General features: G+C 40.9%; 13 protein-coding genes. 7 read left to right on the top strand and 6 right to left on the bottom strand.

The features are described from left to right. Nucleotides 1-98 precede the first annotated feature (98 nt). The 3 genes from H514_RS0116940 to H514_RS0116930 all read right to left on the bottom strand — a co-directional run bounded on the left by H514_RS0116940 (nucleotide 99) and on the right by H514_RS0116930 (nucleotide 2,124). A complete protein-coding gene (locus H514_RS0116940; RefSeq protein WP_027448025.1) occupies nucleotides 99-989 on the bottom strand; it encodes a ClpXP adapter SpxH family protein in 891 nt (296 codons plus the stop codon). Nucleotides 990-991: 2 nt separating this feature from the next. Further along, nucleotides 992-1,390 (bottom strand): globin domain-containing protein, encoded by a 399-nt coding sequence (locus tag H514_RS0116935; RefSeq protein WP_027448024.1) that lies wholly within the window; start codon nucleotides 1,388-1,390, stop codon nucleotides 992-994. Nucleotides 1,391-1,542: 152 nt separating this feature from the next. Next, a complete protein-coding gene (locus H514_RS0116930; RefSeq protein ID WP_027448023.1) occupies nucleotides 1,543-2,124 on the bottom strand; it encodes a CYTH domain-containing protein in 582 nt (193 codons plus the stop codon). Nucleotides 2,125-2,447: 323 nt separating this feature from the next. On the opposite strand from H514_RS0116930, the gene H514_RS0116925 reads away from it, so the two are divergent. The 3 genes from H514_RS0116925 to H514_RS0116915 are packed head-to-tail and all read left to right on the top strand — an operon-like array spanning nucleotide 2,448 to nucleotide 4,807. Continuing rightward, nucleotides 2,448-3,071, top strand: a complete 624-nt coding sequence (locus tag H514_RS0116925) for a GTP pyrophosphokinase (protein ID WP_081673080.1) — start codon at nucleotides 2,448-2,450, stop codon at nucleotides 3,069-3,071. Nucleotides 3,072-3,106: 35 nt separating this feature from the next. Next, the gene (locus H514_RS0116920) at nucleotides 3,107-3,907 is read left to right on the top strand and encodes an NAD kinase (RefSeq protein ID WP_027448021.1); all 801 of its coding nucleotides are present in this window, start codon (nucleotides 3,107-3,109) and stop codon (nucleotides 3,905-3,907) included. Nucleotides 3,908-3,925: 18 nt separating this feature from the next. Further along, nucleotides 3,926-4,807 carry an RluA family pseudouridine synthase gene (locus H514_RS0116915; RefSeq protein ID WP_027448020.1) on the top strand — a complete coding sequence of 294 codons (882 nt, stop codon included), beginning with the start codon at nucleotides 3,926-3,928 and terminating at the stop codon, nucleotides 4,805-4,807. 139 nt (nucleotides 4,808-4,946) lie between these two features. On the opposite strand, the gene prpE is transcribed toward H514_RS0116915, so the two are convergent. After that, nucleotides 4,947-5,690: a bis(5'-nucleosyl)-tetraphosphatase PrpE gene (prpE, locus tag H514_RS0116910; protein WP_027448019.1), complete on the bottom strand. Its 744-nt coding sequence runs from the start codon at nucleotides 5,688-5,690 to the stop codon at nucleotides 4,947-4,949. A 98-nt stretch (nucleotides 5,691-5,788) separates the two neighbouring features. Beyond that, nucleotides 5,789-6,964, bottom strand: coding sequence for an FtsW/RodA/SpoVE family cell cycle protein (locus H514_RS0116905; RefSeq protein ID WP_027448018.1), 1,176 nt, complete (start codon nucleotides 6,962-6,964; stop codon nucleotides 5,789-5,791). A 340-nt stretch (nucleotides 6,965-7,304) separates the two neighbouring features. Here H514_RS0116905 and mgtE point away from each other — a divergent pair, with 340 nt between their 5' ends. The 3 genes from mgtE to fabI all read left to right on the top strand — a co-directional run bounded on the left by mgtE (nucleotide 7,305) and on the right by fabI (nucleotide 12,017). Continuing rightward, the gene (mgtE, locus tag H514_RS0116900; RefSeq protein WP_027448017.1) at nucleotides 7,305-8,678 is read left to right on the top strand and encodes a magnesium transporter; all 1,374 of its coding nucleotides are present in this window, start codon (nucleotides 7,305-7,307) and stop codon (nucleotides 8,676-8,678) included. A 199-nt stretch (nucleotides 8,679-8,877) separates the two neighbouring features. Further along, on the top strand, nucleotides 8,878-10,746 hold the full coding sequence (locus H514_RS0116895) for a monovalent cation:proton antiporter family protein (RefSeq protein ID WP_027448016.1): 1,869 nt from the start codon (nucleotides 8,878-8,880) through the stop codon (nucleotides 10,744-10,746). A 494-nt stretch (nucleotides 10,747-11,240) separates the two neighbouring features. Next, nucleotides 11,241-12,017: an enoyl-ACP reductase FabI gene (gene fabI / locus H514_RS0116890; RefSeq protein ID WP_027448015.1), complete on the top strand. Its 777-nt coding sequence runs from the start codon at nucleotides 11,241-11,243 to the stop codon at nucleotides 12,015-12,017. 45 nt (nucleotides 12,018-12,062) lie between these two features. Here the strand turns inward: fabI and H514_RS24060 are convergent, their stop codons facing one another. Beyond that, nucleotides 12,063-13,112 (bottom strand): EAL domain-containing protein, encoded by a 1,050-nt coding sequence (locus H514_RS24060; RefSeq protein ID WP_051255193.1) that lies wholly within the window; start codon nucleotides 13,110-13,112, stop codon nucleotides 12,063-12,065. A gap of 197 nt (nucleotides 13,113-13,309) precedes the next feature. On the opposite strand from H514_RS24060, the gene H514_RS0116880 reads away from it, so the two are divergent. Then, the gene (locus H514_RS0116880; RefSeq protein ID WP_027448014.1) at nucleotides 13,310-13,951 is read left to right on the top strand and encodes a CotO family spore coat protein; all 642 of its coding nucleotides are present in this window, start codon (nucleotides 13,310-13,312) and stop codon (nucleotides 13,949-13,951) included. Nucleotides 13,952-14,085: the final 134 nt, after the last annotated feature.

Raw genomic sequence — 14,085 nt, 5'->3', positions numbered from 1 at the left:
ATCGCCCCTTCCATACACGCTTTTTCCATCATTATATGCATGAACCATAAAAAATAGATGTCCACTCACTTGTTGAATTTCAACAAGCGAGAGAACACCTATACATAACGCCAGAATGTACCGTATTTTACGGGGTATTCTTTAACTTTTTGTTTGAGACGAAGCTTCTTCATCTCGCACTTCGTTTTTTGTTCAGACCAATCGAAGACGACTGAAATTTCCTTTGAGCCAACGAATCCGTAATGTTTTAAAAATTCTTCTAATGTCGGTTTAGAAGCTGGCTTAGGATACTTTTGAAGCATTTCTTGTAAAACACTTACGTAAATATCGTACGGATATAATCCTGTAACCTTCAATCCCTCATCCTCTTCCTGTTGATTGAACAAGACAATGGCGGGGATTTGGTCAACATCCATTTCACGTGTGAGTTTAAGGTCACATTGAAGTGCTCTTTTGGCTGAATCGGATTTCAAGTCACGCTTGAATTCGTCGATGTCCAACTTCGCATCTTCAGCACACTGGAGTAATACTTCTTCCTTTGAAACGTTTTGTTTACTCAAGAATAGGTATTCCTGTACCTTACGTAAAAAGCGCATCCCAGCTTTTCGACCTTGTAATTCAGCTGCTTTAATGGCTAAAGCTGCAAGCCAAGGAGAGGAAATTGGATCTTCAAACCAGAGGTCACCATCACAACTCATCCCAGTTCGAGAAGCTATTTTTTCCCATCCTTTCGCTAAATCTTCAGGTTTCTCAAACGTTTCAGCATTCAAGGAGGTGAGCTTCCCGCTTACGATCGGTCTAATGGTGAAATACCGTCCGTATTCCAACGTGAGCTTTTTTAGAAAAGGCTCTAAAGACCAACATTCAGGACAAAGTGGATCGATAAAGACATAGATCTCTACCGGCTTATTTAAAAGGTCGAAAAAACCATACTGGGCATTTGTTGTTTCATTCGTGTTGTTTTGGTCCCCAGTCATTTTCCAACTCACGGTCATTCTCCTTTCCTGTCTTCTGGTGTGTTCATCATGTGTTGAGCTGTGTGGGTTAGCCTTTCAAAAATGGCACTTCTAAAGGGTTCTTCAACTTCTGCTTCCTCTAATGCATCACTCATACATGCTAACCAGGCGTCTTTACGGGAAGGAGTGATTTCAAACGGTAAATGTCGGGCTCTTAACATAGGGTGCCCGTGCTCCTCGGTGTAATATGCGGGACCACCAAGAAACTGGCTTAAAAATTGTTTCTGCTTCCGTGCCGTTTCCGTCAGGTCATCAGGGAAAATTGGATATAAATCAGGGTGTTCAGCAACCCGTGCATAAAAGGCTTCCACTAAATGATGAATCGTTGCAGATCCTCCAATAGCTTCGTATAAAGTGCCTGGATAGTCGTTCATATACAGTCCTCTTTCGCGTTATATTTATCATAAACATTCACGATACTTGTCCTTTTATCAAAAAAAGGGTGTCCATGTGTCTTTTTGTAGTTAGCTGATTTGGCAGCATTGACTTTTGTTATATTGTAGCAACGCTTAGCTCAAAAACTCAATTAATATGATTTTGAGACAGTTGAGAAGAAACGTTGAATCTTATTTGGTGTTTCCCTTTTGGGGATGGAGTATTGATTTAAAATCTCATTGAAAACGCGCTCACCATGTTCTTTTTCCTTAGCTTCTAACTCCAGCTCATAATCTGTTTGTTGGTTATAATGGCTACGGTCGAGGACAAGTAGTGTATCCTTATAAGGCACTTCCATACGTTCTGTGATAAGAGCCCCTTTAAATTGGACTTCAGAAAATGAAAGTCCCATGTTCTGTAACCTTAACTCAATGTTTGGAGCAGGAGATGGCACGTCGTTCATCCAAGCACGAACTTCTTCCTCGGTAAGGGTATCATGGGTTTCAAGCAAGCCATCAACATGAGGTTCTTTTAAAGTCGCTGTCCAGGAGTCTTTTTTCTTACGGATGCGAAGAGCACATCCACGCTCTTTTAAATCAAATTCTTCTGTTTCGAAGTAGTAATTGGTTTGGGTGAAGCGGTGATCTGTATCAAAAGGAAGTTCCTCTGTTAACAGCTCATACTCTGTTTGAGTTAAAAGATTTTTAAATTCGATTTCAATCTCTTGTGACATGCTGATTCCTCCAATAAAACGATCGATTTAGCCGTACCTATTATTGATGATGTTAAAGGATAATGCAATCATTATCCATTTTTTCTATTTGTGATACAATTGATGGTACAGCTTAAGCGTTCCAATAGCGATGTATGGACTGGACTCTGCGCAGCAAGATAAGCAAAAGAAGATACAAGCTATCTGTTCTTATATCGTAATAATTGTAGGCGCTGAAGTTGGATGTGGTCATAGAACAGACCAACGAAAATTTCATGAAAATAATGCGTGACTGATACACGTTTGGATCGACAAAAGGTGGTGCCGGAATAGTGAATTGGGATATGTTCCTAGCGCCTTACAATCAGGCGGTAGATGAACTTAAAGTAAAACTAAGAGGGATGCGTGCCCAGTATGAATATGGTTCCATGCATTCGCCGATTGAATTCGTAACAGGTCGGGTAAAACCTATTAAAAGTATTTTATCCAAGGCAAAAAAGAAACAAACACCTCATAACCATCTCGAATATGAAATTCAGGATATAGCAGGCCTGCGCGTTGTATGCCAATTTGTTGATGATATATACACTGTTGTCGATATGCTGAGAAGACGGAAAGATTTTGAGATTATTGAAGAAAAAGATTACATTACAAAAAAGAAAGATAGTGGTTACCGCTCGTTTCATGTCATTATTGAGTATCCTGTGGAAACCATTCATGGCGAGAAAATGTTGTTAGCTGAGATTCAAATTCGTACATTGGCGATGAATTTTTGGGCTACAAATGAGCACTCTTTAAACTATAAGTACAGTGGACAAATTCCTATAGATGTACAATCTCGTTTAAAGAGAGCATCTGAGGCAGCTTTTCAGCTTGATGAGGAAATGTCTAAAATTCGAAATGAAATTCAAGAAGCCCAAGCAATATTCAGACATAAGCACGATGATGAAACAGACGACGATTCTTGAAAGCAATATATAGAAACGAAGAGGGGGTAATGAGAGTGAAATATGCACTCACATCAAAAGGCGATTCAGTTTCAGATGAAATTTTAGCTAAAATGAAAAATTACTTAACTGAATTTAACTTAGTTTTGGATGATGAAGAACCCGATTTGGTTATTTCAATCGGAGGAGATGGGACGCTATTAGAGGCGTTTCATACGTATATCCACCGCCTAGATAAAACTGCATTCATTGGCGTACATACAGGGCATTTAGGGTTTTATGCGGACTGGATGCCAAAAGAACTGGAAAAGCTTATTATCGAAGTTGCTCGCACACCCTTCCAAGTGGTGGAGTATCCATTACTTGAAATCACGATTCGTCCAAAAGGGGATGGGGAGGAAGATCGCTTTTTAGCGCTTAACGAGTGTTCCGTAAAAACGGCTGAAGGTTCCGTTGTGCTTGATGTCGAGATCAAAGGCGAACACTTTGAAACATTCCGTGGAGATGGATTATGTATTTCAACCCCTTCTGGAAGTACTGCGTATAACAAAGCGCTTGGTGGCGCGATTATTCACCCGTCTTTAGAAGCGATACAAATCACCGAAATGGCATCCATCAATAACCGTGTGTTCCGTACAGTAGGATCTCCGCTGATTTTGCCTAAACATCATACATGTTTATTAAAGCCACTGCATGATCGAAGCTTCATGATCACACTGGATCATATTACACGACAATATTCTGACGTGAAATCCATTCAATGCCGTGTAGCGCGAGAAAAAGTCCGTTTTGCAAGGTTCAGACCATTCCCATTCTGGAAACGAGTACATGACTCGTTTATTACAGATGAACAGTAAAGGAAAGGGGCCATCACGTTGAAGTGGATCATTCAAGAAGAACAGGATGGCATGCTCGTACGAGACTACTTAATGTCTGTACGAGCTTTTTCACGTTCACTAGTGAAAACGGTCAAAATGGAAGGCCAAATTTTGTTGAACGAGCATCTTGTTACGGTACGTTCTTATGTTGCTGAAGGTGATCAATTAGAGGTTCGGTTTCCCCCAGAACAAAGGGGAAGGCACTTACAACCCGTCCATAAGCCAATTGAGATTTTGTATGAGGATGAAGAGGTCATTGTGTTAAACAAACCAGCTCATCTTGCCACAATTCCTTCTATTCATAACTTAGAGGACACATTAGCTAATCGGTTAATGGCCTATTATGATGAGATAGGGATTCAATCCACTGCTCATATTATTACTAGGCTTGATCGAGATACGTCGGGGATTGTGTTAGTAGCTAAAAATCGATATATCCACTCGATTCTAGGTCGAAGCCAAGAGAATAATGGAATTCACAGAACTTATATAGCAGTAGTTGAAGGGCGGTTAAATGAAAGGGAAGGCACGATACGTTATCCGATTGGACGAAAGCCAGGATCTATTATTGAGCGAATGGTTGATTTAGAAGAGGGGAAGACGGCTGTAACTCATTATCAGGTGCTCCAATGCATGGCGGGGCGGTCGTTGATTCAAGTGAGACTTGAGACCGGACGCACTCATCAGGTTCGTGTGCATTTTTCTTATATAGGCCATCCATTGCTCGGAGACTCTTTGTATGGTGGGATGTTGGGTGAGATCGAAAGGCAAGCCTTGCATTGTTGTTCGATTTCGTTTGTTCACCCTACCAGTAAGGAAATAGTGGAGATTGAAGCTGGTAGTCCTGAGGATATGAAAGGGTTGAGCGGTGGTTTGTAGAGAGGCGATGGTAAGCAGCACCGACCCGATGGAAAGCGACGCGAACCCTATGGAAAGCAACACCTACTCGAGAGAGACCAGCTACCACTCATCCAAAAAAGCTGAGTTCCCATATGGAAACTCAGCTTCCTAATCAAAATCAATCCTCAAACGTCCGAAACTTTTCCGGAACTTCTTCTTGTTTAGAAGGTACCATCACTAGCTTCTCCTCAGGAAGTCTGAATGCTGATAATGCCCCACCAAATACGCAACCTGTGTCGATATTAACGGTTTTGTTTTTAAAGCGAGGCTCACGTACAGGTGTGTGTCCATAGATAATCCATTTATCACCTTCATAATGTGCTGCCCAATCTCTCCGAACAGGCATCCCATTTTCGTGAAACTCTCCCGTCGTATCACCATACAGTACAAAGGATTTCACCTTTTTCCCTGATTGTCCTATGTAGCGCTCTTTAATCCCAGCATGAGCGATTACGGCGTTTACTTCAGGGATCTCCAAGTATAGAGGAGATGCATCATACAATTTCATAAACATGCTCTTTATATCGGCTTGTTCTTCCTTTGAGAGAGCCTCATACTCAGCAACTGTGGTCTCAAGGCCGTGCTTATGTGTCACGGGATTCCCCAGGAAATACCGATAAAGCTTATCACAGTGATTACCTGGGACATATCGCGCTAGATTTTTCTCGATTACCAACCTGTAGACGATCCGTATCACCTCAAGTGAATAAGGTCCGCGATCTGTTAAGTCTCCTACAAAAACAGGAATACGTCCTTCAGGGTGAAGCGGTACATCACCATCAGTTTTATAGCCCATTTTTTCAAAAAGCTCCATCAATTCTCCCAAGCAACCATGAACATCCCCAATTACATCAACCTTCAATGATATCGCCTCCTAATATGAAAAAAGTGAAGAGCCAATCTGGTGGCCTCTTCACTAAAGTCTTGGATCACTAAGTTTTATAGTAACCAATGTTTCGGTTAATCAAACATAAATGATTTGGTTCGTGAACGGACGTTGAGAATGATTCCAATGGCAAGCAAATAGGTGAGCGTTGAACTTCCACCGTAACTTAAGAATGGAAGAGGCAAACCTGTGATAGGGAGTAGTTTAATAGACATGCCAATATTTTGGAAGATTTGGTACGTAAACATCCCGATCATTCCAACACATAAATAACTCCCAAATGGATCATTACTTTCAAGTGCTGTATGAATAATGCGATAGATCAGTAAGAAGAATAACGTTAACACAAGACTCGCACCGATAAAACCAAATTGTTCAGCTATGGCGGTGAAAATCATATCTGTATGCCTCTCTGGAATATACACTTGCATACCCATGAGACCTTTACCTAATAATTGACCAGACCCAATGGCCATCATGGCACGAATGAGCTGATAACCGTAATCCTTATATTCTTCAGGTTGTAACCAGCCGTAAAAACGTTCTGTAACGTGACCAAAGTTTGATTCAACTAGAATTTGCTCTGTTTCATTTGGAAATAGAATGAACATAAAGACAATAACACTTGCGACAATGGAGATGGCGCCCGTAATTGTTAAAAGGATGCGCCAACGTATGCCTGAAACAAGAATCAGAGCTCCTGTAATAGCGGCAAGGACTAAAAAGGTACCTAAGTCTGGTTGTTTTGCGATTAAGGCCATCGGTGGGAGCGCGACGCCGATGATCTTAGCTAGTAGCCATAAGTCATCCTTCACTCCTCGGTAAACAGGTCGCTTTTCGTTGTGCCGTACAATAATATGACTCTGAATGATGACCAGAAATACTTTCATGAATTCACCGGGTTGAACAGTACCGATTCCAGGAAACTTGAACCAACTGACCGCACCGTTGTTACCATGAACAAAAGTAGCGGGAATATTCAATTCAAGCATTAAGAGTAGTAACACACCAATACCGTATATGAACCAAGCGAACTGACGCAATCGATCATAATCAATCAGCATGACCATCGCAATCACAAATGATCCGAGCCCGTACCAAAAGATTTGTTTTTCTAAAAAGTTCGATCCATCATATTTTGACGGTAACGAAGGTGTTATTGTATAAAGGGCGAAAAAGCTAACGCAAGCAAGCCCTAAAACAATCATGATTAATGTGAAATCCAAATTGATGCCTTGATTTTTACTCATGGGATATTCCCTTTCTCATGCAATGGTGTTATAAAGCTTTAAAACAATTGTAATATAAAATATCAATCTATTAGGTAAGATGTGACTCCTGTAACGAGATTGAAATCCAAAAATACATTCCAATGAAAAGTGTACACCATTCTCTGGTATTTTTTAAGAACTTCATTTCGACTATATTAAAATAGGAAGAAAGTTTATAGGAAAATGATTTACATCCGTTGACAAAGCAATAGTTGGACTTTACGATTAAACGGTCTTAAACGAAAATTGTTGTACAATCTATCGTTGTTTATGAGGATCATCTATTGCATACCTATGCTGGACATAAGGAGGAATTTCCATGGAATACCTTGAAGAACAAGAAAGACGAGAGCTCTGGGAGAAAATACAAGATGCTCTTTTTAACGATCAAATTGATCAATTTCGTGCAGAGTTCCTCGAGATGCATCCTTATGATCAAGCGAAGATTTTTGAAGAGCAGACACAAGACATTCGAATGCAAATTTATACATATTTGTCGCCTGAAGAAATGGCAGACGTTATGGAGCACATTGATCTAGAGGAAACTGAGACCTATTTTACAGAAATGGACCCTCGTTTTGCAGCTCAAGTGTTATCAGAGATTTCAACGGATGATGCGGCAGATATATTAAATGAACTCGATAAAAATCAAGTAGCTAGCTACCTTACAATTATGGATGACGAAGCGGCTTCTGATATTAAAGAGTTGTTATATTACGAAGAAAAAACCGCTGGAAGTATTATGACGACTGAATTTGTTGTCGTTCACGCTAACCAAACAGTACGTGAGGCCATGCTTCATTTGCGGAAAGAAGCACCAGATGCTGAAACGATCTATTATATATTCGTCATAGATGAAGATAAGCATTTAGTTGGCGTTATTTCATTACGAGACCTTATTATAGCAGAAGATGAATGGTATATATCCGAAGTCATGAGTGATCGCGTTGTGTCGGTTCAAGTGGGAGAAGACCAAGAAGAGGTAGCACGCATGATGCGTGACTACAATTTTCTTGCCTTACCTGTTACAGACTTTCAAAATCACCTGCTTGGAATTATTACCGTCGATGATGTAATGGACGTAATGGAAGAAGAGGCAAGCGATGACTATTCCAAGCTTGCTGGTGTTTCGGATATGGAGCGACCAGATGAACATGCGTTTCAAGCGGCGAAAAAGCGCCTACCTTGGCTTGTGATTTTGCTGTTTTTGGGTACATTAACAGCGAATCTCATCGGACAATTTGAACACACTTTAAACGAAGTTGCTATACTGGCTGTATTTATCCCCCTTATTGCCGGAATGGCTGGAAATACAGGGACACAGGCGCTAGCTGTTGCTGTAAGAAGTATTGCGACTGGGGATAATGAAAAAGATGGTATCTTTAAGCTCGTCTTACGTGAAGCCGGAACAGGTCTCATTACAGGGACAACATGTGGTGTATTGATTACAGGCATTGTATACGTATGGAAGGGTGACTTTTTCTTAGGTTTACTCGTAGGAATTTCCATTATGGCTGCCTTAATTGTTGCGACACTGGCAGGGGCATTGGTTCCATTAATTATGCACAAGCTTAATGTGGACCCGGCTGTAGCCTCAGGGCCATTTATCACAACGATTAACGACATCATTTCAATTTTAATTTATTTTGGTATGGCTTCAACCTTCTTGAAGCTACACCTGCTCATTTCTTAATAATAAAAGCGTAAGCGCCTATTTAGCAACGATGGGAGTGGACTGAGCCCGTAGTAAGATAAAGGAAACACGATGAGCTTGCGAATCGATGTTGACTTATCGAACGGAGGCGAGGGAACTCCCATCGTTGCTAGGCGCTGAAGCTAGACAACTATGAGCTACAACTTATACATTCATTTTCAAAAAGGAGGGCGATTGAATGGAGCACTCATCAGCTTCTGTAACATCACTTGTTATCGTTATTCTAGCAGCATTTATCACGCCCATAATCCTTCATCGGTTTCGTTTGAAAACCATACCGGTTGTCGTTGCGGAAATCATTGTTGGTTTAATCATAGGTAAGAGTGGTTTGGACGTTGTGGAAGAGGGCATGTGGCTCGAGACGTTATCCACACTAGGATTTATTTTTCTCATGTTTTTAAGTGGGCTTGAGATCGACTTTTCCGCTTTTGTAGGTGGAAAGAAGCGAGATAAGGAGAAGCTTCCGTCTGGTAAAACAGCTCCGAATACATTGGCTGTTGCAGGTAGTATGTTCTTATTTATCTTGACGTTATCACTAGGGCTTTCCTATATATTTGTCTTAGTTGGGCTGATTGATAATGTATTCTTAATGACGTTAATTATCTCAACGATTTCCCTTGGCGTGGTTGTGCCAACATTGAAGGATGCTCAAATGCTCAAGAGTAATATTGGTCAAATCGTGTTACTTGTTACGGTTATTGCTGACTTGAGTACCATGATCCTCCTTGCAGTATTCGTTTCCCTATATGGTGAAGGACATGGCAGCATGTGGTTGCTTCTCATTCTATTCGCTGCAGGTGTTCTGATTTACTTTGTCGGAAAGCATTTTCAAAATCGTTCATTTGTTGAAACCATGTCTCATGGAACAATTCAGATTGATACACGTGCTGTTTTTGCGATCATTATGGTCCTTGTAGGAATCTCCGAAACCGTTGGGGCTGAAAATATTCTTGGTGCCTTCCTTGCAGGTGTAGTAGTCGCGTTACTTTCACCAAACCGCGAGATGGTTGAGCGTCTTGATAGTTTCGGGTATGGTTTTTTAATTCCGATTTTCTTCGTGATGGTCGGGGTTGGGATTGATATTCCTTCCTTATTCCAAGATCGAAAAATTCTTGTACTCATGCCACTCTTATTCTTAGCGCTTGTTGTGGCCAAAATGCTTCCAGCGCTTATTATGAGACGTTGGTATTCATGGCGAGAAGTTTTTGCAACAGGATCAATCTTGACGGCAAAACTCTCACTCGTAATCGCTGCAGCTACAATTGGGGAGAAGATGGGGGTTATCTCATCTGAAGTATCAGGTGCCTTAATTCTTGTATCCGTGCTCTCCTGTCTAGTAGCGCCGGTTGTATTTAAAAAGCTTTATCAAAATGAAGAAGAGGTGGAGTATCAGCAAACCGTGGCGTTCATTGGTTCCAACCGCATGACATTGCCAGTTGTCCGTGAATTAGATCCTAAGCTGTACGAAACCCATTTATATCATACGAAAGTGGATAAGATTGATGACAAAATTAGTAGCTCTTGCTTTGAAATTAACGAAGTCGAATCATATGATACGCAACAATTAGCCGAATACGGTGTGTTTGATGTTGATTTACTTGTAGCTTCAACTGGGGATGAAAAGCTCAACGCAGATATTGCGATGTATGCAAAAGAACATGGCGTATCTCGTGTGATCTCTCGCTCAGAATCGCCTGAGCTTGATCAACAGCTGAAAGCACACGGAATTGAAGTATTCTCCGTATTCCTATCATCAAAAGCTTTATTAAAAGCCTTAATCGTCGCACCAAGCGTAGTCAATATTTTAACGAACCAGGAAAGCCAGTTGTATCAGATTAATATGAATAACTCTGAATACGATGGCATGTATTTACGCAACTTCCCATTCACTGGTGATGTAATCATGGTTCGTATATTCCGAGGCAAAGACTCCATCGTACCTCATGGAGACACTGAACTCTTACTCGGCGATCGCCTTGTTGTGACAGGTTCAACAGAATATGTAGATGAACTCCGCATGGATCTCGAATTTTGTGATTGGTGTTAGGGAGTTTGGAAGACGTCTAGGGATTGGTTCCCTGGACGTTTTTTGTTTTTAGTGGGGAGCTCCACGCAGAAGTGAGGGAGCTCCACGCAGAAGCGAGGGAGCTCCGCGCAGAAGCGAGGTAGCTCCGCGCAGAAACGAGGGAGCTCCGCGCAGAAGCGGAGGAGCTCCGCGCAGAAGCGGAGGAGCTCCGCGCAGAAGCGAGGTAGCTCAGCGCAGAAGTGAGAAAGCTCCGCACACAAAGGAAGGAGCTCCACCAGGAAAATGTATAACCTCCGGCCCAAAACCCCATACTGAATAAGAAGATTCCCATGCTTAACCTCAATACAATTCGGGAACTGTCATAAAGAGTATCTGACACCCCTAGCTCCTTAAACTGAAACCAATACATTATGACTTGTGTTTTAGATGGGTTTTGTATAAAATAGTATCAGGTACTAATAACAAATACTAATTCTGAAAATAACTTTTAAATGCACGTTGAGGAGGGCGAATTCATGAATTTTTCACTCGAAGGTCGTACATATGTTGTCATGGGTGTTGCAAATAAACGCAGTATTGCGTGGGGGATTGCTCAATCGCTTCACAATGCAGGTGCGCGTCTAATTTTCACGTATGCTGCTGAGCGTTTTGAAAAATCTGTACGTGATCTTGCGGGTACACTTGAGGGACAAGATGCATTGTTCTATGAGTGTGACGTAACGGATGATGATAATATTGAATCTACATTCCAGCAAATCCAAGAGGACGTTGGTGTAATCCACGGTTTAGCACACTGTATCGCATTTGCTGATAAGGAAGAGCTGAAAGGGGACTACCTGAACACAAGCCGTGATGGTTTCTTAACAGCTCACAACATCAGCTCTTACTCACTTACAGCTGTTACACGCGCTGCAACGCCACTTATGAAAGAAGGCGGAAGCATCGTAACCCTAACGTATCTTGGTGGCGAACGCGTTGTTCAAAACTACAACGTTATGGGTGTTGCTAAAGCAAGCCTTGACGCAAGCGTAAAATACCTTGCTGAAAGTGTTGGTCAGCACGGAATCCGTGTTAATGCAATCTCAGCTGGTCCTATCCGTACACTATCAGCAAAAGGTGTTGGCGACTTCAACTCGATCCTTAAGCATATTGAAGAACGCGCACCATTACGCCGTCCAACATCTCAGGAAGAAGTCGGCGATACAGCTTACTATCTAATGAGTGATCTTTCTCGTGGTCTAACGGGTGAAATTCTACACGTTGACTCCGGTTATCACATTATCGGACGCTAAATAGTAAAGCAAAAGCAGCTTACACGAATGTGTGAGCTGCTTTTTTTACATATCAACCTGCGCGCGATACCCCATAAAATACTCCCAAACAGGTTCGTCCCATTCGATCGCAGGGCGGTTCTCAACATTACATATAAACTGAACAATTTCAGTGAATGGAACTAATGAATGAAATGATGAAATCTTCATCCTAACCCAACTTGTATCAAATCGACCTTCAAATTGAGCTACTATGTTCATTAAATCCTTCATTGTAGTTTCCTCATGAAAAGTAAACTCTACTCGATAATGATCGATATCAGATTGGAATAGACCAAGGCATTGTTCATTCAACCTAGGAATCGGATAATCAGGTCGAGCTAAAAAATAGCCCTGTGCATATGGAACCCCTAGTTTTGTAGTCCATTCTAATTCTTTCTGTGTTTCTACACCTTCTGCTATCATTTCCGCACCGATCTTATCGGTTAACTGTAGCAAAGCCTCTAGCATATATTGACGTGTGATGGACTGATCAATATTATGAATCAATGAGCGATCTACTTTTATAAAATCAGGGTGAAGTTCAGTTATAGCCTCAAGTGACGAATACCCAGCTCCTGCGTCATCGATTGCAATCATAAACCCTTGCTTTCGATAATGTTCTAAGGCGTTTTTAAAAGCTGGGTAATCTCGAATGGCACTACGTTCAGTAATTTCAAAAACAATTTGATCAGCTCTTAGTCCGAAGTAGTCCAATAATGAACGTGTATATCCTGTCGAAAATCCTTCATCATGAACTACCTCAGGTGAGAGGTTAATCCATAGCGTTTCAGTTGTTTTTAAGGCTTGATGTACAGATTGAATCGCCAATTCCCTTGTAATCTTTTCTAATTGATATAAATGATTCACATCACTGGCATAAGAAAATAACTCACCAGGATGGCTGAATATTTGATTTTGAGGAAATCTTGTCAGTGCTTCATACCCGTAAATGCTTCCCTTTTGAAGAGAAACAATAGGTTGATAATGAGTTGAGAAAGCTTTTTTGTCGAGCCAAGAGCTGAATAGTTGATAAGCTTTCGTGTTTTTTCTCTCTGTGTTTACCATACTAAGCATGATCATGTCCTTCCTTAAACAGTCTCTTACCCTAATCCTAGCGCAAGATTGTGAAAATAGGCTAAAGCTTCAGTGAATTTTTTGTAAATAAGCCCTTCCCATTCCATTTTGTGAAAGAATTTTTAAAAATGGGCACAATCACTACATTCCTTGCATATACTAGTTTGAAGAATATCACCATAGGGGAGTGTATGTTGATGGCAAAACAAAAAAGTGTAGCCCGTGAGCCCATGCTCTATATTACTCAGCCTGAATTCCAAGCTGCAAAACCTAGGATGCAATCCACATACCGTTCCGTTCCAGAAGACAAAGTAGCAAAACAAGAAGAGAAAAAAGCACCTCAGTCGAAAGAAGAGACGAACGCTACATCGCAAAAGAAAGAACGGAGTCGAAGTTGGGAAAAACGAAATAAAGGACAGGATAAATTCGGCTTAAAGGCAGCCGAATCAGAAACCTCTAAATCTAAAAAACAAAGTGTGTGGGACACTGAAGAAAAAGAAGAGACTGAATCTGAAGAACCTGAGGCAGTAGAAGAAGAGGTTCAGGAAACAGAAGAAGATGATGAAGCAGAGGATGAACGACCTAGAGTTTCATTTTCGAACCGGAAAAGACGAGATCGTTTTAAAGATATGAATCTAGAAGAAAAAGTCGAGTATTTTGTTAACCTTCCATCCAGTGTTCCAAGAATGAAGTGTGAAGTGTTTACAGGTGAAAAAAGTTATAGAGGATGGATTCAAGATTATCAGGATGGTGTAGTGTCCATGAAAATTCTTCAACGTCCATTCAGAGTTGAGATTCCATTTGATTCTATAGAAAGTATTGAATTAAAAGGGTTTTAAGTCTGGTTTTTTCTTCCTGTTTGAATAAAACAATTTTTGGGTACAATGACTTACAGAAAATAAACTTTGTATGATTTTGTCGAAAACATTGGTATTAAGTCCCATTTATATTATACTAATACAAGAAATGTGAA

Origin of the sequence: Pontibacillus marinus BH030004 = DSM 16465 (genome assembly GCF_000425225.1) — a bacterium.
Classification (GTDB): Bacteria; Bacillota; Bacilli; order Bacillales; family BH030062; genus Pontibacillus; species Pontibacillus marinus.
The sequence above is the reverse complement of the archived record's forward strand: the minus strand, read 5'-3'. Positions and strand labels throughout refer to the sequence as shown.

Coding starts and splice junctions, on each gene's coding strand:
- H514_RS0116935 (WP_027448024.1), bottom strand. CDS start 1,390: ATGAACGACTATCCAGGCACTTTATACGAAGCTATTGGAGGATCTGCA.
- H514_RS0116930 (WP_027448023.1), bottom strand. CDS start 2,124: ATGTCACAAGAGATTGAAATCGAATTTAAAAATCTTTTAACTCAAACA.
- H514_RS0116925 (WP_081673080.1), top strand. CDS start 2,448: ATGTTCCTAGCGCCTTACAATCAGGCGGTAGATGAACTTAAAGTAAAA.
- H514_RS0116905 (WP_027448018.1), bottom strand. CDS start 6,964: ATGAGTAAAAATCAAGGCATCAATTTGGATTTCACATTAATCATGATT.
- mgtE (WP_027448017.1), top strand. CDS start 7,305: ATGGAATACCTTGAAGAACAAGAAAGACGAGAGCTCTGGGAGAAAATA.
- H514_RS0116895 (WP_027448016.1), top strand. CDS start 8,878: ATGGAGCACTCATCAGCTTCTGTAACATCACTTGTTATCGTTATTCTA.
- fabI (WP_027448015.1), top strand. CDS start 11,241: ATGAATTTTTCACTCGAAGGTCGTACATATGTTGTCATGGGTGTTGCA.
- H514_RS24060 (WP_051255193.1), bottom strand. CDS start 13,112: ATGCTTAGTATGGTAAACACAGAGAGAAAAAACACGAAAGCTTATCAA.
- H514_RS0116880 (WP_027448014.1), top strand. CDS start 13,310: ATGGCAAAACAAAAAAGTGTAGCCCGTGAGCCCATGCTCTATATTACT.